We start from the raw sequence: 25323 nt of genomic DNA on the forward strand, positions 1-25323 counted from the left end.
AGCCGCGGACCGGCACACGAACTCAGGCGTACGAGTGCAGGCCCTCGAAGAACAGGTTCACGCCGAACAGGTTCATCAGCATCGTCACGAACCCGATGATCGCGATCCAGGTGGCGGTGGTCCGCTTCACGCTCGGGGTGGCGCGGGCGTGCAGGTAGGCGGCGTAGACGATCCAGGAGATGAACGCCCACACCTCCTTCGGGTCCCAGCCCCAGTAGCGGCCCCAGGACGCCTCGGCCCACAACGGCCCGGCGATCAGCGCGCCGAAGGTGAACAGCGGGAACGCGAACGCGTGCAGGCGGAAGGTGAGCCGCTCCAGCACACCGGCGTCCCCGACGCGCCGGCCCAGGGTGTACGGGAAGCTGCGCTTGCCGGAATCCCACCCGTTCTTGATCAGGAACATGATCGCCGGCACCACACCGACCAGGAAGATCCCGGACGAGACGATGATCGTGGAGACGTGGAAGACGTACCAGTACGACTCCAGGGCCGGCACCAGCGGGCCGACCGGGGTGTAGGCCACCAGTGCGGCCGCGCCCAGCAGCACCACCAGGGTCAGGGTGGCGAACAGGCCCAGATGCCGGACGGCCGGCTTGCGCACCAGCACACCCACCCAGACCGCGGAGCCGATCAGCGCGGTGGAGAGGATGTACTCGTACATGTTGCCCCAGGGCATCCGGTCGGCCGCGATGCCGCGGGTGACCGTGGTGCCCAGGTGCAGGAGCAGGCCGACGATGTTCAGGCCGACCGCGATCAGTGAGATCAGGTCGCCCTTGGACCGGCGGGCCGGCGGCTCCGCCACCACCGCGGGCGGCTCGTCTCCCACCGGGGCGCCGGCGCCGACCAGCTGGCGGGTGGCGGCCTTGCCGATGTGGCTGCGTCTGCCGAACGCGTACTCCCCGGCATAGCAGACCATGGCGGCCAGATAGGCCAGCACGGTCAGCGCCATGAGCTGATTGGACAACTCCGCCATCAGCGTCTTCCTTCCGTTATCTGCCGGGTGAGCGCCGCGAACTCATCACCGAAACCTGGATGGTCGGTGCGCGGAAGGCCACCGGCCTCGATCACGCTACCGCTCGCCGAATCGCCGTCGGCGGGGAGAACCCGGAACCAGACCCGGCGGCGGTGCACGTACAGCGACAGCATCAGCCCGAGCAGGCCGATCACCGAACCGATCAGCAGCGAGATCTTGGTCGGGTCGTGCCGGATGGACAGTGTGGCGAACCGCTCGGTGCCGAGGAATTCCAGCGTGGTCCCATCGTCGAGGGTCCACTTCTCACCGGGGCGCAGCACGTACGGCCGGTCGCCACCGATCTTCTGGAGATCACCGTCGTCGATCTTCTCGCGGTTCAGGGCGTACACCGAACCGGGTTTGCCGGAGTCCAGACCCAGATCGCCGCGGTAGGCGGTGAGGTAGAGCATCGGGTTGTTCTCGGCCGGGTACTCGGAGAGGGCACTGCCGTGGCTGCTCGCGGTCGGCAGGAACACCCCCTCGAAGCCCATCTGCAGCTTCGGGTCGCGGGTGCCGTTCGGATCGACGTTGACGTCCGGGAACTGGACCACGCCCTCGCTGGTCATCATCATGTCGGTGGGCAGGAACGGCACCGTGACGGTCTGCTGGGCGCCGAACCGGTCGGTGAACCGCAGGATCGGGGCGTACCCCTGACCGATCAGGTTGATGGTGGCGCCGTCGAGCCGCAGCGGGTCGTTGACGGTGAACCGCTCCGGGCGGTACCCCCCGCCGTTCTCGTTCACCTCGACACTGGCCTCGAACGACTTCGGCTGCCCGGTGTCCTGGAAGGTCGACTCGAAACCGGTCATCCGCACACAGAAGTCGGGCAGGTCGCCGGCCTCCACCCGGGGACCGAGCACCGCCTCGTCGAACTGCGGCAGGACGCTGCAGAAGCCGTGGTCCGGGCCCTCCACCAGGAGACGGTTGCCGCTCCAGCCGTACCAGTGCCCGAATCCCACCCCGACCAGCACCCCCAGCATGGCCATGTGGAACAGCAGGTTGCCGGTCTCCTTCAGGTAGCCCTTCTCGGCCGCGACGGTCCAGCCGTCCGGCGTCTGGCGGACCCGGGTGCGGAAGCGGTTGCGGCGCAGCGTCTTCGCGATCTCCGCGGCCACGGCCGCGGGCTCCTCCGGGCGATGATGTCCGCCGTCATGGTGCGGCAGGCGGTCCATCCGCTTGGGCGCTTGCGGCGGTACGGTCGTCAAAGCCCGCAGGTGCTCCCGCATCCGGGGCAGCACACAGCCGACCAGCGAGGTGAACAGCAGCAGGTAGATCGCCGCGAACCAGGGCGAGGCGTAGACGTCGAAGGCGAAGAACCGGTCCAGAATCGGCGCCAGCTCCGGGTTCGCCGTGAAGTACTCGCTGACCCGCTCCCGGTTGACGCCCCGCTGCGGGAAGATCGAGCCGGGCACCGCGGCGACCGCGAGCAGGAAGAGCAGAACCAGCGCGGTACGCATGCTGGTCAGCTGCCGCCACGAGTTCCGCAGCAGCGCCCATAGCCGGTTCGGGCGCTTCGGCGGTGGCGCTTCGGCGGTGGCGGGCCGGTCCTCGACGATTGTCACAGCAGCGTCCCCTGACCGAAGTCGAAGGTCGTCAACAGGAAGATCAGGAACTGGTTCCAGGCGCCGGTGACCAGGGCCAGACCGACCAGGATGAGCATGCCGCCGCCGATCCGGGTCACCCACCGGCTGTTGCGCCGGATCGCGGTGAAGACGCCGAGCAGCCGGCGGAAGAAGAGCCCGAAGATCACGAACGGCAGGCCCAGGCCGAGGCTGAAGGCGATCGCCAGGACCGCGGCCCGGTCACTCTGCCCGGTGGTCACCGCCAGCACGTTGATCGCGCCCAGGGTCGGGCCGATGCACGGGGTCCAGGAGATCGCGAAGACCGCGCCGAGGACCGGTGCGCCGAGCAGCCCGGCCGAGGGCATCCGGCTGATCCGGATCTCCCGCTGGAGGCCCGGGATCCAACCGAGAAAGGCGATGCCGAGCACGATGATCAGCACGCCGCCGACGGTGTTCAGGATCCGCTGGTTGGCCGACAGCTCCAGGAAGATGTTCGCGAACATCGTCACCATCAGCGTGAAGACGGCCGAGAAGCCGAGCACGAAGAGCAGACTGCCGAGCAGGACCTTGCCCTTGAGGGTGAGTTTGCGGGCGGTGGAGACAGTGGTCGCGCCGCCCCGGCCCATCACCGTCTCCATGTCCGAGCCGGCCAGGCCGGTCACGTACGACAGGTAGCCCGGCAGCAGCGGCAGCACACACGGGGACAGGATGCTGACCAGCCCGGCGATCACGGCGGCGCCGATCGCCAGCAGCATCGGTCCGCCGGTCACCGCACCCTCGAAGGCGTCGCCCATCAGCCGGTCGCCTCCGCCGCGATCTTCTCGACCAGGGGTTTCAGCTCACCCTCGGTGGTCGACTTGCGGATGGCGGCGGCGATCCGGCCCTGCCGGTCCAGGATCAGGGTGCTCGGGATGGCGTTCTGGGTGACGTCGAACTTCGCGCCGACCGTGCTGTCCGAGTCGTACAGGCTGTCGTAGGTGACCCGGTACGCCCGCTCGAAGGCACGTGCCGCGTCCCGGCTGTCCCGGGTGTTCACCCCGAGGAAGGTGACGTTGCCGGCCTTGGTCGCCTGATAGGTGTTCTCCAGGTCGTCCGCCTCGGCCCGGCATGGCGCGCACCACGAGCCCCAGAAGTTGACCACGACCACCTTGCCGCGGTCGTTCTCGATGTCGTACGTGCCACCGCTGAGCAGCTCACCGGTGACGTCGGCGACCAGCGGCCGGTTCTCCGGGGCGCACTCCACCACCAGGTTGGTGGTGGTGCACTTCTTCGCCCAGTTCTCCTCGCCGCCGCAGCCGCTCAGGACTCCGGCGGTGGTGACCGCCGCGATGGCGACGGCGGCGAGGCGGCGCATCAGGCCCCCTTGGCGGTCTTGGCGGTCGCGGACATCGCGACCAGGTGGGCGGCCGGCTCCGAGTAGTCGACGCCGACCACCTTGGACCCCTCGAAACGGAACGAGGTGAGGCTGGCCAGGCCGCACTCCCGGCGGCGCGGGTCGTGCCACAGGCGCTTGCCTTCGATGTAACGCCGCAGCGTCCAGATCGGCAACTGGTGCGAGACGCAGACCGCCTCGTGGCCCTCGGCCGACACCCGGGCCGCCTGCACCGCCTCGAACATCCGCTGGGCGATCACCAGGTAGGCCTCGCCCCAGGACGGGGTGATCGGGTCGCGCAGCACCCACCAGTGCCGGGGGTTGCTGAACGCGCCGTCCCCGACCGACACCTTCTTGCCCTCGAAGTAGTTCGCGCTCTCGATCAGCCGCACGTCGGTGGCGATGTCCAGCTTGAACTCGGCGGCGAACGGCTGGGCGGTCTCCTGCGCGCGCTCCAGCGGGCTGGCCACCACGTGCGTGATGTCCCGGCCGGCCAGCACCTCGGCGGCCGCCTTCGCCATCTGGTTGCCCAGCTCGGAGAGGTGGAAGTCGGGCAGCCGCCCGTACAGGATCCTGCCCGGGTTGTGCACCTCGCCGTGCCGGAGCACGTGCACCGTGGTCTTGGTCGGTTCACTCACGGTCATGCCCCCGCTGCGGCTCGGGCCGCGAGCGGAGCCGCCGCGGCGATCACGTTCAGTGCGTCGTCGTCGATGGCCGTCGACACGAACCACGACTCGAAGGCGCTCGGCGGCAGGTAGACGCCGTTGGCCAGCATGGTGTGGAAGAACGCCTTGAACGCCGCGGCGTTCTGGGTCTTCGCGGAGTCGTAGTCGACGACCTCGTCCTCGGTGAAGAAGATCGAGAACATGTTTCCGGCGAACTGGAGCCGGTGCGGCACCCCGGCGGCGCTCAGGGCGTCCGCGCAGAGACCGCTGATCGTGCCGGCCAGCTCGTCCAGCCGCTGGTAGGTGGCCTTGTCGGCGAGCCGCAGCGAGGCGAGTCCGGCCGCGCAGGCCAGCGGGTTCCCGGAGAGGGTGCCGGCCTGGTAGACCGGGCCGGCCGGGGCGAGCCGGGACATGATCTCCCGGCGTCCGCCGAACGCCGCGGCGGGCAGGCCGCCACCCATCACCTTGCCGTACGTGAACAGGTCCGCGTCGACCGGGTGCAGCCCCGCCCAGCCACCGGCCGAGACCCGGAACCCGGTCATCACCTCGTCGACGATGAGCAGCGCGCCGTGCCGGTGCGCGATCTCGGCGAGGGCCTGGTTGAAGCCGTCCCGCGGGGTGACCACGCCCATGTTGCCCGGGGCGGCCTCGGTGATGATCGCGGCGATCTCCGCGCCGTCGGCCTCGAAGGCCCTGGTCACCGCGTCGACGTCGTTGTACGGCAGGACGATGGTCTCGCTGGCCGCCGCGCCGGTGACACCGGGCGAGTCGGGCAGGCCGAGGGTGGCCACCCCGGAACCGGCCGCGGCCAGCAGCGCGTCCACGTGCCCGTGGTAGCAGCCGGCGAACTTGACGATCTTGGAGCGGCCGGTGAAGCCGCGGGCCAGCCGGATCGCGGTCATGGTCGCCTCGGTGCCCGAGTTGACCAGGCGGACCTCGTCGATCGGGGTCCGCCGGACGATCTCCTCGGCCAGGTCCACCTCACCCGCGGTGGGTGTGCCGAAGCTGGTGCCGAGGGCCGCCGCCCGCTGCACCGCACCGATCACCTCGGGATGCGCGTGCCCGTGGATCAGCGGGCCCCAGGAGCAGACCAGGTCGACGTAGCGCCGCCCGTCCGCGTCGGTCAGCCACGGGCCGGAGCCGGAGGCCATGAACCGGGGCGTGCCGCCGACCGCGCGGAACGCCCGCACAGGTGAATTCACCCCGCCCGGCACGATGGCCTGGGCGCGGTCGAACAGGGCCTGGGAGACCGGGGCGTCCTCCGGGTACGGAAGTCCCGCGGTGGGATATGTCGTGGTCACAGCAGTCCCCATTCTGTCAGCGCCATGGAACGAGTATTGCGAGAGGGTTCTTCACGTCACCGGATCATGGCTGTCGAGCGCCCGATCTGACCGCGCCGGACGGGCTGATTCGCCCCGAAGAGGATAGGCTGAGCTGCGTGGAGCGACCCGAGCTGTCCATCGCGGTTCAGCGTGCCCCCGACGAGGTGGTGATCCAGCTCGCCGGGGAGATCGACGTGCTCACGGTCAACGAGCTGTCCACCGTCGTCCATGAGCTTCTGGTCGATGAGCAGCCCAATCGCATCGTCCTGGACATGTCCGGGGTGAATTTCTGCGACTCGCAGGGCCTCGGCACTCTGGTGGTGCTGAGCCGCAAGGCCCAGCACGCGCAGGTGGTGCTCGCCCTGGCGAATGTCGGGGATTTCCTGATGCGTGTGCTCGATATCACCGGCCTGCGGTCGGCTCTGATGATCAGCAGCCACAGCTGACCCGCGCCGCCCCCGATCGGCGCATGTCGACCGATCAATGGACCGGCCACCGAAAGTAGCGTTCCGGACACATCCGCGATAACGGATATCACGCAGCGTGGTGGAATACATTCACTGGGGTGGGGATTCCTTAGGAAAAGGTCATTAAACCGGGCCGCGGGTGCCATCCCGCACCTCGGCAAGGCAGTATGCATAGGTGCGTGTCAGCCGATCTCTCCTTCCCATCCTGGGCATCGTCGTCGCCATCGCGATGGGCGCGACCCTGATCGGGCTCGGTGTCCGTGACGGTGGCGGCATCGGCGAGCTGGCCGCGCTCAGCAGTGGTGGAAACCCCGGCCCGGTCACCCCGACCAGCGCCGCGCCGCCCACCCCGGACCCGGAGGAACTGGCCCGGCAGGAGCGCGAGCGCAACAAGAAGGCCCTCGACAAGGCGCTCAAGGAGTATGCCGAGACGGTGCCCGAGTTCTCGGTGGCGGTGCTCGACGCGGAGACCGGCGACAAATACGCGTACCGCGGCTCCAAGCGCTACGAGACCGCCAGCGTGGTCAAGGTCCAGGTGATGACCTGCCTGCTGCTGACCGCTCAGGACGACGACCGCAAGCTCACCTCGTCGGAGCTGTCCCGGGCCAAGCTGATGATCCGGATCAGTGACAACAACGCCACCACCTCGCTGTATCAGCAGCTCGGCGGACGTACCGCGATCACCGACTGCAACAAGCGGCTGGGGCTGAAGTCCACCGTGGTCAAGTCGTCCTGGGGTCTGACCCAGACCACCGTCGACGACCAGATGCGGCTGCTGACCGAGCTGGTCGACGACGAGAGCCCGCTGAACGCCAAGTCGCGGAAGATCGCGTTCGAGCTGATGAACGAGGTGGACAAGGGCCAGCAGTGGGGCATCAGCGCCGCCGCCAAGAAGGGTGAGGACTTCACCATCAAGAACGGCTGGCTGCCCCGGTCCACCGAGAACCAGCGCTGGATCATCAACAGCGTGGGCCGGATCTCCGACGACGGCATCGACGTCTCGATCGCGGTGCTGTCCCACGGGCACGCCACCGAGCTGGCCGGGCGCAAGGTCGTGCAGACCGTCGCCAAGATGACCCGCAAGTACCTCAAATACTGACCGCGGAACCGTTTACCGGAGAATGGCGGAAAAGCGCCGGAAAGGTCAGCGGAAGTCGCCGCTGACCACTGTCTCCGCACCGGATTCGACGGTCGCCGTCACCCGATAGGAATCGCCGGCCGCATCCCGTCCACCGGTGCGGTGGGTGTAGCGCGCGGAGAACGTGTAAGTGCCGGGCTCCAGCCGGTCACCGGACGAGAGCACGAACCGGTAGACGATCGCGTCCGCCTCCTCGACGACCGTGCTGTTCACACTCGCCCCGGGCACCTGCCGGCTGCCGCCCCGGGAGACCAGATCCTCGGTCCGTGCGAGCCGGACCGTCACCTCCAGGGCGGTGAGCCGCTCGCTGGTCTTCACCGTCACCACGCTGCCGGCCTGAGAGCTGCCACCGTCGTCCACCGAGCCGTCGGACCACAGCGGGCCACCGACGGCCGGGTCCGCGGCCGGGGAGCTCGGCACAGCCGGGGAGGACGAGCCGGCCGGGCGGCTGGACTGCCGGGTCCGGGGCGGGCGGCTGGGCGGGGCACTGGACGTACCGCTGGAACCGGTGACGCCGGGCGACGGCGGGCCGCTCGGGGACGGCGCCACGGTGACCACCGCCGTCGGTGGCGGGACCGGAACCGGAACCGGCTCGCCGGACCCGGCGAAAGCCCACTGGGCGGCGCCCCCACCACCGAGGACGGCGGCCACCGCGGCCGCCGCCCCGGCCATCCGCAGACGCGGCGCCCGGCCCTTCACCGCCCGGTTGCGCATCGCCGTCGCGGTGATCCGGTCGAGCATCACCGCGCTGTCCGGCTGGTGCGCCGCCGCCTCGGCACGCAGTGCCGCCCGTAGCTCTCTTTCGACGAACGTCATCGTGCCGCCTCCCCACGGTTGACTCGGACCGGACCCGCCACGAACGTCTTACTTGAAGGTGATGTCGGACTCGTTGTAGACACAGTTGGTGCCGTCCGGGCCGGTGCCGATCTTGGTCGGCTCCTTGCCGGTGTTGTTGCCGGTGAACCGGACGCAGATGTCCAGCTTCTTCTTGCCGACCACGGTCACACCGGAGATCCGGGCGGTGTCGCCGAAGTTGGCGTTGATGCCGACCAGGCTGCCGGCCGGGGCGGTGGCCACCACGTTCTGCACCACCACCGCACGCTTGTGCTGGGTGGAGCAGTTGCCGCACGAGCGGTAGAGCTTGCCGAAGTCGGCGACCTGGAAGTTCCTGATGGTCAGCGTGCCGCCGCCGTTGTGCTGGAACACCTTGTCGTCAGCACTACGAGCGCCACCGCCGTCCACGATGTACTTCGCCGACGCTCCGCCCTTGAAGGTGGCCGCGTCCTCACCCACGTTCTCCCACCACACGTTCTGCAACGTGCAGGAGCCGGAACAGTGGATGCCGTCGGCAGCCGGGGCACCGAGGATGACGTTCTTCAGCACCGCACCGTCGGCCAGCTTGAACAGCGGGTCCTGACCCTCGTCCTGACCGTCGCCGCCGAGCGCGCCGCTGCCGAAGTAGCGCACGTTGCCGCCGTCGACGGTGCCGGAGATCGGGATGGTCGCGGTGACCGGCTTCTGACCGGTCGCCTTGGGCCACGCACCCGACACGACCGGGCTGGTGGTGGCGGCCGGCGGCGTGGTCGCGACGGGCGGCTTGGTAGCGGCCGGCGACTTGGTGGCGGTAGGTGATTTGGTGGCGGTAGGTGATTTGGTGGCGGTCGGCGGCTTGGTGGCGGCCGGCGACTTGGTAGCGGTGGGTGACGCGGCCGGCGGCTTGGTCGCGGCCGGGGAGGACGTGCTCGGGGTGGTGCCCAGCGGGTTCACCGCGACGTCGTCGAACTGGGCCGAGGCATAGCTGGTGACCAGGCCGATCCGTCCGGTGCCGGCCAGCGACCCGGTGCCCGAGGCGACCTTGGCCCCGTCCACGTACCCGGTGATGGCGGTCCCGGCGACGTCGACCTTCAGGGTGTGCCACGCGGTGGGGTTCGCCACCGCGGCCGCCCCGAGGACGGTGACCGTGCTGCCCTTGACCGCCTGGAGCTCGGCCTTTCCGGCCCCGGTCAGCGCGAGGCGGTACATGGTGGACGATCCGCTGGCCCGGGCCGCCACCCCGGCCAGGCCTTTGCCGAGGTCGAGCGCCTTCACCCGGGCCTGTACCGAGTAGTCGCTCCAGGAGGTCTCCCCGGCGAACGCCCGGGCCAGCTCGCTGTCCGTCTTGGCCTGCCGGTAGACCTTCGAGCCGTCGGAGACCACCGACCAGGTGCCGCCGGACTTGGACCAGCCGCCGGCCCCGTCCTCGAAGCCGTCGCTGAACAGCGTGCTCGCCGACGCGGACGGGACCAGGACGGCGACCAGTGCGGTGACGGCGCCGGCCGCACCGGCCGCGCCGAATCCGGTGACCAGGCGACGTCGCCGGCGGCCGGGGTTCTCGCTGGGCTTCGCGTGCCGCATATCGCTCCTACTCGGGGATGACCTCGCATGATCAAGCGATCACGCCCCGGTAGTGGTGCGGCTGCCCGGCAAGGTTGTTCGCAGTGACCCAGGTCACATGCAAGCCGGTGTCAGTCTCCCCAGCGGGCCTTCTCCAGCAGGTCCAGGGCCTCGGCCGCGGCCTTCTCCCCGCCGGCCCGCAGCACCCGCGCGGCCTCGTCGACCGTCGAGGTCAGCCGCTGCCACTGCGCCTCGCGCTCACGGGTCATCTCGGCCGACGCCTTCAGCTGCTGGCTCTTGGTCCACAGCTCGACGAAGACCGAGACCTTGGCACGCAGCACCCACGGATCGAACGGCTTGGTCAGGTAGTCCACGGCACCGACCGCATAGCCGCGCAGGGCGAGCTGCGCGTCCCGGTCGGCCGCGGTCAGGAACAGGATCGGCACGTGCCGGGTCCGCTCCCGCCGCTTGATGTGGCTGGCCGTCTCGAAACCGTCCATGTTGGGCATGTGCGCGTCCAGCAGGATCACCGCGAAGTCGTCGGTGAGCAGCTGCTTGAGCGCGGCCTCACCGCTCTCCACGGCGACCGCGGTGACCGGGAGCCCCTGGAGGATCGCCTCCAGGGCCAGCAGGTTGTCCTTCCGGTCGTCGACCAGTAGCGCCTTGGCACGCTCACCCACCCGTGCTCACCTCACCCACCGGTAGTTCCCTCCCATGGCGCTACCCCGTCACGGCCGGTCTCATCCCCGATCCGGCGCTCCGGTCCCCTTCGCGTTCACCCAACGGTCCATCAGCTCGATCAACTCGTCCAGATCGACCGGTTTCGTGATGTAGTCACTGGCGCCGGCCGCGAGGGCCGACTCCCGGTCCCCCGGCATCGCCTTCGCCGTCAGGAAGACTACCGGTAGGTCCTGGAACCGCTGATTGCGCCGAATTCCCCTGGTCGTCTCATAGCCGTCCTGATCGGGCATCATCGCGTCCATCAACACGATGTCGATCTCGGGATGTTCGGCCAGGATCCGCACCCCGTCCACCCCGTTGTCCGAGTACAGCACGTGAAGTCCATGCATTTCGAGGGCGCTGGTCAACGCGAAGACGTTGCGCACGTCATCGTCGACGATCAGGACCGTGACCCCCTCCAGTTTCCGGCCGGCCGGGCTGACCGGAGGCTTCTCCTCGACCCGCGGCGGCATCTCCATCAGCGGCAGACCCAGTGAGGCGGCCGGGCCGACCAGCGAGGCGGCCGGGCGGACCGAGACCGCCTTGGCCGGCACCGGCGGCAGCACCGGCATCGGGATCGCGTCCGCGGTGAGCGCCTCCGGCATGTAGAGGGTGAAGGTCGAGCCCTCGTTCGGCAGCGAGGACACCGAGATGGTGCCGCCGAGCAGCGCGGCGAACTCCCGGCTGATCGACAGGCCCAGGCCGGTGCCGCCGTACTTGCGGGTGGTGGTGCCGTCGGCCTGCTGGAACGGCTCGAAGATGATCGCCAGTTTCTCGTCCGAGATGCCGATGCCGGTGTCGCTGACCGCGAACGCCACCACCTGCTGGGCCGAGTGCAGCGACGGCGGGGCGTCGATGTCGGCGTCCAGCGCGGCCGGGAAGATGCTCAGCGTCACCGAGCCGGTGTCGGTGAACTTGACCGCGTTCGACAGCAGGTTGCGCAGGATCTGCTGGAGCCGCTGCGGGTCGGTGACCAGCGAGTCCGGCAGCTCCGGCGCCACGTCCACCCGGAACTGCAGGCCCTTGTCCTCGGCCTGCGGCGCGAACGCCTGCTCCACGTAGCTGCGGATGCCGTCGAAGTCGACCACGTCGGTCTCGACGTCCATCCGGCCGGCCTCGATCTTGGACAGGTCCAGGATGTCGTCGATCAGCGAGAGCAGGTCGGAGCCGGCACTGTGGATGGTCCGGGCGAACTCGATCTGCTTGCTGCTCAGGTTCTGCTCGGTGTTGTCGGCCAGCAGCCGGGCCAGCAGCAACAGCGAGTTGAGTGGCGTACGCAGTTCGTGGCTCATGTTGGCCAGGAACTCCGACTTGTAGGTGTTGGCCCGGGACAGCTGCTGTGCCTTCTCCTCCAGGCCGAGCCGGGCCAGTTCGATCTCCCGGTTCTTCAGCTCGATGTTCGCCTTCTGGTCGCTCAGCAGCTTGGCCTTGTCCTCCAGTTCGGCGTTGGTGCGCTGGAGTTCGGCCGACTGGTCCTGCATCTCCCGGGCGAGCCGCTGCGACTGCGCGAGCAGTTCCTCGGTACGCCGGTTGGCCTGGATCGTGTTGAGGGCCACCCCGATCGTGGCGACCAGCCGCTCCAGGAACGTCAGGTGCAGTCCGTTGAAGGCGGCCACCGAGGCGAACTCGATCACGCCGAGCATCTCGCCCTCGAACAGGACCGGCAGCACCACCAGATCGTTCGGTGGCATGGCGAGCAGGCCGGAGCGCATGGTCAGTATGCCGTCGTGGGTGGCCCGGACCCGGATCGTGCGACGGGACACCGCGGCCTGCCCGACCAGTCCCTCACCGGGACCGAAGGTGACCTCGTGGTCCCGGGCGACATAGCCGTACGCCGCCCCCAGCCGCAGCCGGGTGACCGCCTCCTCGTTGTCCACCAGGAAGAACGCGCCGAGCTGCGCGTCCACCAGGGGCGTCACCTCGGTCATGATCATGCGGCAGACCTCGCCGACGTCCCGCTGGCCCTGCAGCAGGCCACCGATGCGGGCCAGGTTGGAGTCGAGCCAGCCCTGCTCCGCGTTGGTCTTGGTGGTGTCCCGGAGCGTGACGATCATCCGGTTGATGTTGTCCTTGAGCTCGGCCACCTCGCCCTGTGCCTCGACCGCGACGCTCTGGGTCAGGTCGCCGCGGGTGACCGCGGTGGACACCTCGGCGATGGCACGCAGCTGGATGGTGAGTGTGGAGGCCAGCTGGTTGACGTTGTCGGTCAGGTCGCGCCAGGTGCCGGCCACCCCGCGCACCTGCGCCTGTCCACCGAGCCGGCCCTCGGTGCCGACCTCGCGGGCGACCCGGGTCACCTCGTCACCGAACGAGGACAGCTGGTCGACCATGGTGTTGACGGTGTTCTTCAGCTCCAGGATCTCGCCGCGCGCGTCGACGGTGATCTTCTGCCCCAGATCGCCCTTGGCCACCGCTGTGGTGACCGAGGCGATGTTGCGGACCTGGGCGGTCAGGTTGGACGCCATGTAGTTCACGTTGTCGGTCAGGTCACGCCAGGTGCCGGCCACCCCGCGCACCTGCGCCTGGCCACCCAGCTTGCCCTCCGAGCCGACCTCTCTCGCGACACGCGTCACCTCGTCGGCGAACGAGGACAGCTGGTCGACCATGGTGTTGACGGTGTTCTTCAGCTCCAGAATCTCGCCCTGCGCGTCGACGGTGATCTTCTGCGACAGGTCGCCCTTCGCCACCGCCGTGGACACCTGCGCGATGTTGCGGACCTGGCCGGTCAGGTTGGACGCCATCGAGTTGACGTTGTCGGTCAGGTCACGCCAGGTGCCGGCCACCCCGCGCACCTGCGCCTGGCCACCCAGCTTGCCCTCGGTGCCCACCTCGCGCGCCACCCGGGTCACCTCGTCGGCGAACGACGACAGCTGGTCCACCATCGTGTTGACCGTCGACTTCAGCTCCAGGATCTCGCCCCGGGCGTCGACGGTGATCTTCTGCGACAGGTCACCCTTCGCCACCGCTGTGGTGACCGAGGCGATGTTGCGGACCTGACTGGTCAGGTTGGACGCCATGTAGTTGACGTTGTCGGTGAGGTCGCGCCACGTACCGGAAATGCCTTTGACCTGGGCCTGTCCGCCCAGTTTGCCCTCCGAGCCGACCTCTCTCGCGACACGCGTCACCTCGTCGGCGAACGACGAGAGCTGGTCGACCATGGTGTTGACGGTGTTCTTCAGCTCCAGGATCTCGCCGCGCGCGTCGACGGTGATCTTCTGCGACAGGTCGCCCTTCGCGACGGCTGTGGAGACCTGGGAGATGTTGCGCACCTGGGCGGTGAGGTTGGCGGCCAGCTGGTTCACGTTCTCGGTGAGGTCGCGCCAGGTGCCGGAGACGCCACGGACCTGGGCCTGACCGCCGAGCCGGCCCTCGGTGCCGACCTCGCGGGCGACACGCGTCACCTCGTCGGCGAACGAGGACAGCTGGTCCACCATCGTGTTGACGGTGTCCTTCAGCTCCAGGATCTCACCCTGCGCGGCCACCGTGATCTTCTGCGACAGGTCACCCTTGGCCACCGCCGTGGAGACCTGGGCGATGTTACGGACCTGGCTGGTCAGGTTGGACGCCATCGAGTTCACCGAGTCGGTGAGGTCTTTCCAGGTGCCCGCCACGTTCGGCACGTCGGCCTGGCCGCCCAGCTTGCCCTCGGTGCCCACCTCGCGGGCCACCCGGGTGACCTGCTCGGCGAAGAGCCGCAGGGTGTCGGTCAGCCCGTTCATGGTGTCGGCCAGCTCGGCCACCTCACCACGGGCCGACACGGTGATCTTCTGGGACAGGTCGCCCCGGGCCACCGCCGTCGCCACCTGGGAGATCGACCGCACCTGGTGGGTCAGGTTGGACGCCATCGTGTTCACCGAGTCGGTGAGGTCCTTCCAGGTGCCGGCCACACCCCGCACGTCGGCCTGACCGCCCAGCTCACCCTCGGTGCCCACCTCGCGGGCCACCCGGGTCACCTCGTCGGCGAACGACGACAGCTGGTCCACCATCGTGTTCACCGTGCGGCCGATCCGCAGGAACTCGCCGCGCAGCGGTCGCTCGTCCATCTCCAGGGCCATGTGCTGGGACAGGTCGCCCTGGGCCACCGCCTCGATCACCCGGGAGATCTCGGTGGTCGGCCGGGCCAGATCGTCGATCAGCGAGTTCACCGACCGGACGCTGTCCTCCCAGGAGCCGTCCAGGCCCTCCTCGTCGAGACGCTCGGTGAGCCGGCCGTCCCGCCCGACGATCCGGCTTATCCGGCGCAGCTCCTGGTTCTGCCGCTCCTGGAGGGAGACCACCTCGTTGAACGCCTCGGCCACCGCCCCGGCCGCGCCGTCGCGCCGGTTCAGCCGCACTTTGAGATCACCGCGCCGGACACGCCTGAGTGCCTCGGCGAGCTCACCGAGCAGAACGGTCTCGTCGGCCTCTTTAGCCGCAGTCATGCTGTCCTCACTCGCAGTCATCGGCTGGGGGGTTACCTATCTTCTCTCGCCCGACCGGGTCAATGCGAGAGACGACTTTGTGCATCCACCCTTCGACGGGAGAGGATGCATGGGTGCCAGCCGAGGTCGGAACCAGGACGAGCATCCCGTCGGGTGCTCCGTCCGAGGCACTCGTGCGCCGGACCAGACTGCCCAATGATCGTCGTACCCCAGCGGCTGCCCGCGCACTCGTGCGTTCCGTCCTGGAGGAGACCGGGCTGGTCGTCCTGCTCAACGAGGCCCTGCTACTGACCACCGAGTTGTCGACGAACGCGGTGGTGCACGCCAACACCGAGCTGGAGATAGAGGTCGCGGCCGACGTGGGCGGGCTCACCGTCACCGTCACCGACTTCGCGGCCGGCCCGGTCGAGCAGCTCACCGTCGGGCCCCGCAACGAGAGCTCGGAGATCGGTGAGGTCGCCGAGCGGGGCCGTGGCCTGCTGCTGGTCGACCACTTCGCCAGCCGCTGGGGCACCGTGCACGAGGGCGACGGCAAGGGCGTCTGGTTCCGGCTGGACCAGCGCGCCGAGACCGGGCCGGTGCGGCTGCCCAGCGCGGCCGAGACACCGAGCCTGGGCGCGCTCACCGGGCTGCTGCGCAGCGGCACCGACCGGCACACCGAGGAGGGCATCGCCGACCTGGCCGCGGATCTGCTGTCCCGGCTGTCCCGGCTGACCGGCGCGGCCGGTGGTGTGGTCCGGCTGGATCGCGGCGACGGCACCGGCCGGCAGCTGCTCGCCAGGTACGGCCGGGCGCCCCGGGACAACGCCGACACCATCCGGGTGCCGCTCGACGTCCAGCGGCCGTACTCCGGCGAGCTGGAACTCGACGCCGCGCCCGAGGGGTACGCCCTGGCCCTGGCCACCATGGTCGCCGAGCGGTTCGCCCTGCACCTGGAGAACGACCGGTTGCGCCGCGCCGACATCCGCCGGGCCACCTGGATCACCTTCCTCTCCGAAGCCAGTGAGCTGCTCGCCCAGTCCCTCGACGTGAACCTGACGATGGCGCTGATCCCGCAGCTGGTGGTACCACGCCTGGGCCAATGGTGCGCGGTGCACACCACCGACTCGTGGGGCCGGCTGCAGCTGGCCGCCGCCACCCACGCCGACGAGGCCTCGCTGGCCCAGTTGCACGCCACGCTCGCCGAGACCGGCCCGGAGTCGCTGCTGGCCCGGCTGGAGGAGGCGTCCCGGCTCGGTACCCAGGTGATGTTCGGTTCGCCGCTGGAGGGTTACGCGGTGCCGCTGGTGGCCCGGGGCGCCCGGCTCGGCACCCTGGCGGTGGGCCGGCACCCGAGGCACCGGCACGACGCCGACGAGGTGGCCGTCCTGGAGGACGTGGCCCGCCGGGCCGCCCTGGCGATAGACAACGCGCGCATCCACGACGAGCGGCGCACGGTCGCCCGGACCCTGCAGGCCTCGCTGCTGCCGCCGGCGCTGCCCCGGGTGGAGGGCATCGGATTCGCCGCGGAGTACGTCCCGACCGGCTCGGAGGTGGGCGGCGACTTCTACGACGTCGTGCCGTCCGGGGAGAACCAGTGGCTGGTCGTGGTCGGTGACGTCTCCGGCAAGGGCGTCCAGGCGGCCACCGTGACCGGCCTGGTCCGGGACGTGATCCGGATCCTGGTCGACGACGGCAAGGCGCTCGACGAGATCCTCTGGCGGGTCAACCGGACGCTGGTCCAGCGGGGCGGCGGACGGTACTGCACGCTCGCGATGGCATCGGTGACCCGCCGGGCCAGTGGCGCCCTGGACGTCTGCCTGCACCTGGCCGGGCACGACCGGGCGGTGCTGGTCCGGGCGGACGGCAAGACCGCGTTCGTCGGCGAGGGCGGCACCGCGCTCGGTCTGCTGGAGACGATCACCTCCCCGGACGTGTCGGTCACTCTGGAGTCCGGCGACTCGCTGATCTTCTACACCGATGGGGTGACCGAGCGGCGGCGTGGCCGTGAGCTGTTCGGATCGACGCGTCTGCGTGAGGCGGCGACCCCTTTGGCTGGTTATCCGGCAGATGTGATGGCGGCGCGGCTGCGTTCCACCACGATCAACTTCTCGGTCGAGGAGCCCCGGGACGACATCGCCATCCTGGTCCTGCGCAACGACGCCTGACACCCTCTGAGGATGACGACGCAGTACTACACCGCGACCAGCATCGACGGTTTCATCGCCGACGAGAACAACTCGCTGGACTGGCTCTTCGAGGCGGACAAGGGTGGGGACAGCCCGTTCGACGAGTTCTTCGCCGGGGTCGGCGCGTTCGCCATGGGCGCCACCACCTACGAGTGGGTGCTGAGCCATGAGAAGGCGCTGGCGGATCCGTCGGCCTGGCTGGAACCGTACGGCGACACTCCGGCCTGGATCTTCACCCACCGCGAACTGCCCGCCGTTCCCGGAGCAAACCTTCATTTCGTACGGGGTGAGGTCGGCCCCGTGCACGCCGCCATGACGGAGGCCGCTGCCGGGAAGAACATCTGGCTGGTCGGCGGCGGTGATCTGGCCGGCCAGTTCGCCGACGCGGGCCTGCTCGACGAGGTGATCCTCGGCGTCGCACCGGTCATCCTGGGCGGCGGCGCGCCGGTGCTCCCCCGCCGCATCACCTCGTCCCGGCTGAGCCTGACCGCGGTCCGTCCGGTGGGCCAGTTCGCGTATCTGACGTACGCCGTGAGTCCCCCGGCCTGACCTGCGTCGATGCGGTACCGGACCGAGATGTGAGAGCCGGTCCCACAGCCCTTTCCGGTGGAGTACGGTGTGGGACCCCACACCCCGCTCAAGCCGGTGGCGGTGGCGGGCTGGGTGCGGCAACGCCCGGCCCGCCACCGACACCTCGGCCCCGGTCTTGATCGATCCGCCCTTTTTGTCGGCTCGGCCGTGGCATGGTGTGCTCATGGCGAAGACGCAGTACTACACCGCCACCAGCATCGACGGCTTCATCGCCGACGAACGGAACTCGCTGGACTGGCTGTTCGAGGTCGACGAGGGCACCGAGAATCCGTTCGGCGAGTTCTTCGAGGGCATCGGCGCGTTCGCCATGGGCGCGACCACCTACGAATGGGTCCTCGAGCACGACAACCTGCTGGCGGAGCCGGAGAACTGGCACGACATGTACGGCGACGTACCGTGCTGGGTCTTCACCCACCGCGACCTGCCGCCGGTCCCGGACGCCAACGTCTTCATGATCAGCGGGGATGTCCGACGGGTGCACGAGGCGATGCTGGTCGCGGCCCAGGGCAAGAACGTGTGGCTGGCCGGCGGTGGCGACCTGGTCGGCCAGTTCGTGGCCGAGGGCCTGCTCGACGAGATCATCCTGGGCATCGCGCCGACCATCCTGGGCGAGGGTGTGCCGATGATGCGCCGGCGTGTGCTGGTCGATGATCTGATCCTGACCGGCGCGCGGCCGGTGGGCCAGTTCGCCTTCCTGACGTACGCGGTGGGCGACGTAGCCCGGATGGGCCGCCACCTGGCCGCCGAAACGGTGGCCCGGATCCCGGTCCTCCCGTAACGCCCACGGTCCGGCCGGCCCACCGCCAACCCACGTGCCGACTTCCGGTCCGAAACGCACCGCAACGCGGCACACACCCGGGCACCGCCAAACCGCGTGCCAACCTGCGGTCCGAAACGCACCGCAACGCGGCACACACCCGGGCACCGCCAAACCGCGTGCCAACCTACGGTCCGAAACGCACCGCAACGCGGCACACCCCCGGGCACCGCCAAACCGCGTGCCGAGCTGTGGTCCGGGGCACCGCACGTCGGCGCGGGTGTCAGAACAGGTCTGTGGGGCGGGCCAGGTCGATCGCTGACACCAGCTCGGGCGGGGCGGTCAGCACCACCACCTGGCCACGCCGGGCCATCAGCACCTGTTTCAGGCCGACCACGATGTCCCCGACACGGGCCGCGGTGAGCCCGCCGGGCAGCACCGCGTGCACCACCCCGGCGCCGGCCGAACCGCGGATCGCGACCCCGGCACCGACCGCGTCCCGCAGCACATAGCTCATCCCGTGCAGGTCACGGGACCGGACCCGCAGGCGCAACACCACATCGGACCCGCCGAACGGGTAGCGCCCCCACCACTGCGGAGCCGTCTCCCGGATCACCGCCCGCGACCCGAGCCGGCCGGCCAGCCGCCCGGCGCTGACCGTCACCCACGCGGCCGGCCCCTCCAGCAGCAGGGCCAGCGTGCCCTCCCCCTCGCCGGGCAGGTCCATCTCGACCCCGCTGAGCGTGAACTCCTGCGCCACCACGTCGTTGACCACCTCACCGGCCTCGGTCGGGGTGCGCACCGGCCGGACCACCCAGCGGCGGGCCTCGGGCAGTTCCTCGACCGGCAGCAGCGCCGCGGTGATCACCCCGCCGGCGCCCTCCCACCCCTCGTCCAGCGACAGCAGGTGACTGGACGGGTCGACCAGATCGACACGGTGCACCTGCCCGGCCGGTGGGCCGAACCGGTGCCGCAGCGGCCCGGCCTCGTTGACCGCGAGCACCCCGCCGATGGTGGCGCCCGGTGACGGCGGGTCCAGCGGGAGGCGTTTGCCGTGCAGCTCCAGAGCGGCCTGCGCGGCCCCGACCGGGGTGCCGGCCGCGACGACCGCGGTGGAGCCGTCGTGATCCCACAGGCCGTTGAGCCGTGCCGTGTCGATGAGGAGATCGGGGGCCTTCTCACTCGTACCCCAATGGAATTTGCTGCCGGATCCCCGGACCCGGAATCGCAGACCGTGAGCAGCGGCGAGGTTGAGGAGCGCAGCGACCGAACGCGGGGTGGACGGCGCGGCGACCCAGGAGGCCGGGCGGTCATCGGGCCGGGCGGCGCGAGCCGATCCCGGGCCGCAGATCTCGACGAGTTCAGCGAGGATCGTCACTAGCCCCCCAGCGACAAGATGAAAGATCGTCCACTCTGGCACATCGTACACATGTTCGAATGACCGAGGTTCGTGTGTCGCCGAAATTCGGGCGGTAACGTGTTTCCGGTGACGATTGAAGGCCCACCCATCGCCCGCCAGGCGCCCACCGAGCGCACTTTCCACGGCGACACGGTCACCGACGAGTTCGCCTGGCTGATGGCCAAGGACGACCCGGCGACCATCGCCCACCTGGAGGCGGAGAACGCCTGGACCGATCAGGCGACAGCGCACCTGGAGGGCCTGCGCGAGACCGTCTTCCAGGAGATCAAGGCTCGCACCCAGGAGACCGACCTCTCGGTGCCGACCCGCAAGGGCGGGTATTGGTATTACACCCGCACCGAGGAGGGCAAGCAGTACGGCATCCACTGTCGCGTCCCGGTGGCGCCCGGCGAGACGGCCCCGCCGATGGACGCCGAGAAGCCCGGTGAGGAGGTGCTCCTCGACGGCAACGAGCTGGCCGAGGGGCAGGACTTCTTCGCGCTCGGCACCTTCGACGTCAGCCCCGACGGCAACTGGCTGGCCTTCTCCACCGACTTCGACGGCGACGAGCGGTTCACGCTGCGGGTGAAGAACCTGGCGACCGGCGAGGTGCTGGCCGACGAGGTGACCGGCGTCTTCTACGGCAGCGCCTGGTCGTCGGACAACAGCACGCTCTTCTACATCACCGTCGACGAGGCGTGGCGGCCCTACCGGGTGTGGCGGCACACCGTCGGTTCCACCGAGGACACCCTGATCCTGGAGGAGCCGGACGAGCGCTTCTGGGTCGGTGTCGACCTGACCCGCAGCGAGAAGTTCATCGTCATCGACGTACAGAGCAAGATCACGTCGGAGATCCGGGTGATCCCGGCCGATCGGCCGGACGCCGAGCCGGCTCTGATCGCCGAGCGGCAGCAGGGTGTGGAGTATTCGATCGAGCACCACGGCCACCGCTTCCTGATCCTGCACAACCGGGACGCCGAGGACTTCGCGGTGTCCTGGACCTCGGTGGACCACCCCGGCGAGTGGGTCGAGCTGATCCCGCACCAGCCGGGCACCCGCCTGGAGTCGGTCGACGCGTTCGCCCGCCACCTGGTGATCTCGCTGCGGCGCGACGGCCTGACCGGTCTGCGGGTGCTCACCGACGGCAGCACCGCGGCACACGACGTGGAGTTCCCGGAGCCGATCTACAGCGTCGGGCTGGCCGGCAACCCGGAGTACGACACGAGTTCGGTCCGCCTGTCGTACACCTCGCTGGTCACCCCCGACTCGATCTACGACATGGACCTGAACACCCGGGTGATGACGCTGCGCAAGCGCAAGCCGGTGCTCGGCGGATACCAGCCGGACGACTACGAGCAGTTCCGCGAGTGGGCGACGGCCGCCGACGGCACCCGGGTCCCGATCTCGATCGTGGCCCGCAAGGGTGTCCAGCGGGACGGTTCGGCGCCCGCGCTGCTCTACGGGTACGGCTCGTACGAACACTCCATCGACCCGTACTTCTCCATCGCCCGGCTCTCCCTGCTGGACCGGGGCGTGGTCTTCGCGATCGCGCACGTGCGCGGCGGCGGCGAGATGGGCCGGCAGTGGTACGAGCAGGGCAAGATGCTCGCCAAGAAGAACACCTTCACCGACTTCGTGGCGTGTGCCGAGGCCCTGGTCCGCAACCGCTGGACGTCGGCGGCCCGCCTGGTCGCCCGCGGTGGCTCGGCCGGTGGACTGCTGATGGGCGCGGTCGCCAACCTGGCGCCGGAGGCGTTCGCCGGGGTGCTGGCCGAGGTCCCGTTCGTGGACCCACTGACCTCGATTCTCGACCCGTCGCTGCCCCTCACCGTCACCGAGTGGGAGGAGTGGGGCAACCCGCTCGACTCGGCCGAGGTGTACGCGTACATGAAGTCGTACAGTCCGTATGAGAACGTCACCAAGCAGGCCTATCCCCGGATCCTCGCGGTGACCAGCCTCAACGACACCCGGGTGCTCTACCACGAGCCGGCCAAGTGGATCGCCCGGCTGCGGTCGACGGCGCCGGAGGGCACCTATCTGCTGAAGACCGAGATGGGCGCCGGCCACGCCGGTCCGAGCGGCCGCTACGACGCCTGGAAAGAGGAGGCGTTCAACCTGGCCTGGGCGCTGGACGTGCTCGGCCTGAGCTGAATTGAACACCGGGCCGTCGTATCACGGCGGCCCGGTTCCCGCCTTCCTCCCCGCCGGGTCGATACTGTACCGTCCCGATCTATCGGTTTCGAGGATCAGGCACGGGGGCCCACATGTCACGTTCGATCTGGCTGACACGTGCCGGAACAGCGATCCTGATGGCCGGACTGATCGGCGGAACCGCCGCACCCGCACAGGCCGCCGGCACCGGGGTCGTCTCCGTCTACGGGGCCACCAAGGTCAAATACAAGGCCGGCAGCGGCCGCCAGAACCAGGTCGTCGTCACCCGCTCCGGCAACACGATCACCGTCGACGACCGGGTCGCCATCAAAGCCGGCACCGGCTGCAAGGCGGTCAAGGGCGACAAGACCCGGGTCCGCTGTACGACGAAAGCCGCGCCCACCAGGGTGAACATCCGCACGTACGACCGCAATGACTCGATCGTCAACCGCACCAGCCTGGCCATGACAGCCTTCGGCGGCACCGGCAGCGACCGGATCACCGGCGGCCCTCGTGGCGACATCCTTTACGGCGACCTCGGCGGCGACAAGATCTGGGGCCTCGGCGGCAACGACGAGATCTACGGATCCCCCCAGAACGACTTCCTGTACGGCGGCGACGGTGACGACTCGATCGACGACGGCCACGGCCGCGACCTGGTCCGCGGTGGCAACGGCCACGACCGGATCTCCGGCCACGGCGGCAACGACACCTTCTACGGTGACGGCGGCGACGACCGGCTGACGATGCACGAATACCCGGCCGGTCAGACCGTCGACAAGGACCGTCTCTTCGGCGGAACCGGCAACGACACCGTCTTCTACTCGTACCGGTCGGCGGTCAGCCTGGACGCCGACGGCGTCACCGGCGACGACGGCCGCAAAGGCGAAGGCGACACCATCGCCACCGACATCGAGAACCTGGTCGGCGGTTTCGGCAACGACCGGCTCGTCGGCAACGCCGGCCCCAACGTGCTGGAAGGCGTCGGCGGCAACGACACGATCCACGGCCTGGGCGGCAACGACACCCTGTTCGGCGGCCCCGGCAAGGACAAGCTGTACGGCGGCGCCGGCGACGACTGGCTGACCGGCAACGACTGGGGCAACAGCAGAACTGCCGACCTCCTCGACGGCGGCACCAACACCAGCCCCGGAAACGGCGGCGGCGACGTCTGTGAGCGCTGGCCCAACGACAACACCACCGGCTGCGAACACATCACCGCCGCCAACTGACCGAGGAAGCGGTGTTATCCGCTTGACGCCCTCGACATGCCTGCGATCATGGAGCTATGGGAGGGTCCGCGTAGGCTTCAATCGCCTTCACCGGGTAATCTCTCCCCGTGCGGGCTGCTAGCTCAATGGCAGAGCTGTGGACTTTTAATCCATAGGTTCAGGGTTCGAGTCCCTGGCGGCCCACTGGTTGACCTGCGGTTTCGTACCGCAGGTCATTCTTTTGTGGGCAGTGGTAGCTTGCTGGGCGCTCGTTGCCACTCATTGCGATTCGCGGCTTTCATGCCCGACCGCGGCGCCGGTTACGGCGCTGGCCAGCGGTTTTCCGGGCGTTCGGCGGGTTAGCCGGCGTCGGGTTGGTGGATTCGGGCCTTGAACTCAGGCGTCGGCTCTTTCGGGTGATCTTGCCGCGGGCGCGGCGGGCCGTGGTCAGGATGAGCCGGGCGGTGGCTTCGGCGGCCTGGTGGTGGGCGGCGGGGAGCACGCTGGTGTAGGTGTCGGCGGTCAGCACGATGCTGGCGTGCCCGAGTAAGGCCTGGATGGTCTTGAGGTCGGCGCCGGCGGCGTGGGCGAGGCTGGCCGCGCCGTGGCGCAGGTCGTGCAGCCGGACCGGTGGCAGGCCTTCGCGTTCGATGAGGTACGGCAGCCGGTGGGTGAGGTAGTTCGGGTGGTACGGCTGCCCGTCCGGGCGGGTGAACACGTAACCGAACTCGTGCCAGAGCCGGCCGGTGACCAGATAGGTGGCCCGCTGCCGGCGCAGGTGGGCGCGGAGCACGGTGACGGTCTGCCGGTCGAGGGCGATGGTGCGGCGGCTGGCCGCGGACTTGGGCGGCCCTTCGATGATCTGGTAGCCGACGGTGGTGCGCTGGTTGGTGATGGTGAGCTGCCGGTTGTCGAGGTCGATGTCGCACCACCGCAGTCCCGCGGCTTCGCCGCGGCGGAGCCCGCGCAGCGCGATCAGCCACCACAGCGGGTAGAGCGGGTCGTCGGCCACCGCGGTGAGGAACAGGCTGACCTGTTCGGTGGTCCAGACGGCGACGGCGGGCCGGGTGCCGTCGGTCTCCCACTGGGCGACCTGGCCATCGGTCCAGACCACCGCGTGCGGGCGGCGGGCGGGCGGCATCTCCACGTTGCGGGCGGGGTTGGCGGTGACCAGGCCTTCGCGGATGGCGGCGTTGTAGGCGGCACGCAGGGTGGCCCGGATCCGTTGGAGTGTGGAAGGCGAGCGGGGCTGGCCGGTGGGGGTGGTGCCGGCGGCGAGTTCGGTGAACAAGGCGGTGAGGTGGCGGCTGGTCAGGGCGTTGAGCCGGAGGGCGCCGATGCCGGGGATAAGGTAGGCGTCGACGTGGTGGATGTAGACGCGCAGGGTGGTAGGCCGGATCGACCGGCGGGTGGTGAGCCAGTACCGCAGCCACTGCGCGACGGTCCAGGTCCGCCCGGCGTGCTCCTCCTGTGACTCCGACAGGGTCTGGGCTCGTGCCTGGCGCGCGGCGGTCTGCGAGGTGAAACCGCCGCGGCTGATCTGTGTCGGCTTGCCCCACAGGTCACGGACGTAGCAGCGGAAGTACCAGCTGCCATGGCCACGTTCGGTGAGCCGGGCACAGCGGCGCAGCAGCCGCTTCCCGGTGGTGGTGTCCCGGCAGCCGCATTGTTTGAACACTGGCGTCGGCATGATGTCCTCCCGAGTCCTCGTCTTACGGACACGGTCGGCGTCGCGGCGTCGTGATCGCCATCGTCGTGAGGGTGACGACCTGCTGCCGGCTCGTGTAGCCGCCCGCAGGCGCGCTAACGCCCTTGGCTGGTGGGCGCGTGTCGTCCCCGGAGCCGGTTTTACTCCCACCGCTGGAGACACGGCTCCGGGCCCGGCGCGGGCGTCACGGCTTCGTGCCGCCTCGGCAGCAACTGGGCCGTCATCCTGCCGACACCCGCGCCCGTGCACTGGACCGGCAGCCACCACGCTCAAGACACGTTGAGAG

Annotated in this window: 19 protein-coding genes and 1 tRNA gene; 8 read left to right on the top strand and 12 right to left on the bottom strand. The window is 69.5% G+C overall.

The features are described 5' to 3' along the window. Positions 1-22: 22 nt before the first annotated feature. The 6 genes from ccsB to hemL are packed head-to-tail and all read right to left on the bottom strand — an operon-like array spanning position 23 to position 5924. Positions 23-973 (bottom strand): c-type cytochrome biogenesis protein CcsB, encoded by a 951-nt coding sequence (gene ccsB, locus ACQ0O7_RS40730; RefSeq protein ID WP_430791027.1) that lies wholly within the window; start codon positions 971-973, stop codon positions 23-25. Beyond that, complete coding sequence (gene resB, locus ACQ0O7_RS40735) at positions 973-2574, bottom strand: cytochrome c biogenesis protein ResB (RefSeq protein WP_430791029.1); 1602 nt, start codon at positions 2572-2574, stop codon at positions 973-975. The genes ccsB and resB overlap by 1 nt, the downstream gene beginning before the upstream one ends. Continuing rightward, on the bottom strand, positions 2571-3368 hold the full coding sequence (locus ACQ0O7_RS40740; protein ID WP_430791031.1) for a cytochrome c biogenesis CcdA family protein: 798 nt from the start codon (positions 3366-3368) through the stop codon (positions 2571-2573). Before ACQ0O7_RS40740 ends, resB begins: the two co-directional genes overlap by 4 nt. Beyond that, positions 3368-3928, bottom strand: a complete 561-nt coding sequence (locus tag ACQ0O7_RS40745) for a TlpA family protein disulfide reductase (protein ID WP_430791033.1) — start codon at positions 3926-3928, stop codon at positions 3368-3370. The genes ACQ0O7_RS40740 and ACQ0O7_RS40745 overlap by 1 nt, the downstream gene beginning before the upstream one ends. Then, a complete protein-coding gene (locus ACQ0O7_RS40750) occupies positions 3928-4590 on the bottom strand; it encodes a histidine phosphatase family protein (RefSeq protein WP_430791035.1) in 663 nt (220 codons plus the stop codon). Before ACQ0O7_RS40750 ends, ACQ0O7_RS40745 begins: the two co-directional genes overlap by 1 nt. Beyond that, a complete protein-coding gene (gene hemL / locus ACQ0O7_RS40755) occupies positions 4587-5924 on the bottom strand; it encodes a glutamate-1-semialdehyde 2,1-aminomutase (RefSeq protein WP_430791037.1) in 1338 nt (445 codons plus the stop codon). The genes ACQ0O7_RS40750 and hemL overlap by 4 nt, the downstream gene beginning before the upstream one ends. 125 nt (positions 5925-6049) lie before the next feature. On the opposite strand from hemL, the gene ACQ0O7_RS40760 reads away from it, so the two are divergent. Both ACQ0O7_RS40760 and ACQ0O7_RS40765 read left to right on the top strand, forming a co-directional pair. Continuing rightward, positions 6050-6379: an STAS domain-containing protein gene (locus ACQ0O7_RS40760; protein WP_430791039.1), complete on the top strand. Its 330-nt coding sequence runs from the start codon at positions 6050-6052 to the stop codon at positions 6377-6379. A gap of 196 nt (positions 6380-6575) precedes the next feature. After that, positions 6576-7499 carry a serine hydrolase gene (locus tag ACQ0O7_RS40765; protein WP_430791041.1) on the top strand — a complete coding sequence of 308 codons (924 nt, stop codon included), beginning with the start codon at positions 6576-6578 and terminating at the stop codon, positions 7497-7499. Positions 7500-7544: 45 nt separating this feature from the next. On the opposite strand, the gene ACQ0O7_RS40770 is transcribed toward ACQ0O7_RS40765, so the two are convergent. The 4 genes from ACQ0O7_RS40770 to ACQ0O7_RS40785 form a co-directional block, all read right to left on the bottom strand. Then, positions 7545-8354, bottom strand: a complete 810-nt coding sequence (locus ACQ0O7_RS40770) for a hypothetical protein (protein ID WP_430791043.1) — start codon at positions 8352-8354, stop codon at positions 7545-7547. A 48-nt stretch (positions 8355-8402) separates the two neighbouring features. Next, the gene (locus ACQ0O7_RS40775; RefSeq protein WP_430791045.1) at positions 8403-9932 is read right to left on the bottom strand and encodes a pectate lyase; all 1530 of its coding nucleotides are present in this window, start codon (positions 9930-9932) and stop codon (positions 8403-8405) included. A 110-nt stretch (positions 9933-10042) separates the two neighbouring features. Next, the gene (locus ACQ0O7_RS40780; protein WP_430791047.1) at positions 10043-10591 is read right to left on the bottom strand and encodes a response regulator; all 549 of its coding nucleotides are present in this window, start codon (positions 10589-10591) and stop codon (positions 10043-10045) included. A 60-nt stretch (positions 10592-10651) separates the two neighbouring features. Beyond that, complete coding sequence (locus ACQ0O7_RS40785; protein WP_430791049.1) at positions 10652-15052, bottom strand: HAMP domain-containing protein; 4401 nt, start codon at positions 15050-15052, stop codon at positions 10652-10654. A 113-nt stretch (positions 15053-15165) separates the two neighbouring features. Between ACQ0O7_RS40785 and ACQ0O7_RS40790 the strand changes: the two genes are divergently transcribed. The 3 genes from ACQ0O7_RS40790 to ACQ0O7_RS40800 all read left to right on the top strand — a co-directional run bounded on the left by ACQ0O7_RS40790 (position 15166) and on the right by ACQ0O7_RS40800 (position 18589). Continuing rightward, complete coding sequence (locus tag ACQ0O7_RS40790; RefSeq protein ID WP_430791051.1) at positions 15166-17199, top strand: SpoIIE family protein phosphatase; 2034 nt, start codon at positions 15166-15168, stop codon at positions 17197-17199. A 12-nt stretch (positions 17200-17211) separates the two neighbouring features. Next, positions 17212-17769 (top strand): dihydrofolate reductase family protein, encoded by a 558-nt coding sequence (locus ACQ0O7_RS40795; protein WP_430791053.1) that lies wholly within the window; start codon positions 17212-17214, stop codon positions 17767-17769. Positions 17770-17974: 205 nt separating this feature from the next. Then, positions 17975-18589, top strand: a complete 615-nt coding sequence (locus ACQ0O7_RS40800; RefSeq protein WP_430791055.1) for a dihydrofolate reductase family protein — start codon at positions 17975-17977, stop codon at positions 18587-18589. Between the two features lie 262 nt (positions 18590-18851). Here ACQ0O7_RS40800 and ACQ0O7_RS40805 read toward each other — a convergent pair whose 3' ends face one another. Then, complete coding sequence (locus ACQ0O7_RS40805; RefSeq protein WP_430791057.1) at positions 18852-19946, bottom strand: FAD-binding oxidoreductase; 1095 nt, start codon at positions 19944-19946, stop codon at positions 18852-18854. Positions 19947-20054: 108 nt separating this feature from the next. Here ACQ0O7_RS40805 and ACQ0O7_RS40810 point away from each other — a divergent pair, with 108 nt between their 5' ends. The 3 genes from ACQ0O7_RS40810 to ACQ0O7_RS40820 all read left to right on the top strand — a co-directional run bounded on the left by ACQ0O7_RS40810 (position 20055) and on the right by ACQ0O7_RS40820 (position 23533). Next, positions 20055-22118: a S9 family peptidase gene (locus tag ACQ0O7_RS40810; RefSeq protein ID WP_430791059.1), complete on the top strand. Its 2064-nt coding sequence runs from the start codon at positions 20055-20057 to the stop codon at positions 22116-22118. 113 nt (positions 22119-22231) lie between these two features. Further along, complete coding sequence (locus ACQ0O7_RS40815) at positions 22232-23350, top strand: calcium-binding protein (RefSeq protein WP_430791061.1); 1119 nt, start codon at positions 22232-22234, stop codon at positions 23348-23350. A gap of 111 nt (positions 23351-23461) precedes the next feature. Further along, positions 23462-23533 (top strand) — tRNA-Lys (locus tag ACQ0O7_RS40820). A gap of 94 nt (positions 23534-23627) precedes the next feature. Here ACQ0O7_RS40820 and ACQ0O7_RS40825 read toward each other — a convergent pair. Further along, a complete protein-coding gene (locus tag ACQ0O7_RS40825) occupies positions 23628-25019 on the bottom strand; it encodes a tyrosine-type recombinase/integrase (protein WP_430791063.1) in 1392 nt (463 codons plus the stop codon). Between the last annotated feature and the right edge of the window lie 304 nt (positions 25020-25323).

This window comes from Actinoplanes sp. G11-F43, assembly GCF_050589265.1.
In the GTDB taxonomy this organism is placed as follows: domain Bacteria; phylum Actinomycetota; class Actinomycetes; order Mycobacteriales; family Micromonosporaceae; genus Actinoplanes.

What these genes read in the sequence shown, in the direction of transcription:
- ACQ0O7_RS40815 (WP_430791061.1), top strand. Translation starts at nt 22,232, where the DNA reads ATGTCACGTTCGATCTGGCTGACACGTGCCGGAACAGCGATCCTGATG.
- ACQ0O7_RS40745 (WP_430791033.1), bottom strand. Translation starts at nt 3,928, where the DNA reads ATGCGCCGCCTCGCCGCCGTCGCCATCGCGGCGGTCACCACCGCCGGA.
- ACQ0O7_RS40750 (WP_430791035.1), bottom strand. Translation starts at nt 4,590, where the DNA reads ATGACCGTGAGTGAACCGACCAAGACCACGGTGCACGTGCTCCGGCAC.
- ACQ0O7_RS40825 (WP_430791063.1), bottom strand. Translation starts at nt 25,019, where the DNA reads ATGCCGACGCCAGTGTTCAAACAATGCGGCTGCCGGGACACCACCACC.
- ACQ0O7_RS40775 (WP_430791045.1), bottom strand. Translation starts at nt 9,932, where the DNA reads ATGCGGCACGCGAAGCCCAGCGAGAACCCCGGCCGCCGGCGACGTCGC.
- ACQ0O7_RS40795 (WP_430791053.1), top strand. Translation starts at nt 17,212, where the DNA reads ATGACGACGCAGTACTACACCGCGACCAGCATCGACGGTTTCATCGCC.
- ACQ0O7_RS40800 (WP_430791055.1), top strand. Translation starts at nt 17,975, where the DNA reads ATGGCGAAGACGCAGTACTACACCGCCACCAGCATCGACGGCTTCATC.
- ccsB (WP_430791027.1), bottom strand. Translation starts at nt 973, where the DNA reads ATGGCGGAGTTGTCCAATCAGCTCATGGCGCTGACCGTGCTGGCCTAT.
- ACQ0O7_RS40740 (WP_430791031.1), bottom strand. Translation starts at nt 3,368, where the DNA reads ATGGGCGACGCCTTCGAGGGTGCGGTGACCGGCGGACCGATGCTGCTG.
- hemL (WP_430791037.1), bottom strand. Translation starts at nt 5,924, where the DNA reads ATGGGGACTGCTGTGACCACGACATATCCCACCGCGGGACTTCCGTAC.
- ACQ0O7_RS40785 (WP_430791049.1), bottom strand. Translation starts at nt 15,052, where the DNA reads ATGACTGCGGCTAAAGAGGCCGACGAGACCGTTCTGCTCGGTGAGCTC.
- ACQ0O7_RS40770 (WP_430791043.1), bottom strand. Translation starts at nt 8,354, where the DNA reads ATGACGTTCGTCGAAAGAGAGCTACGGGCGGCACTGCGTGCCGAGGCG.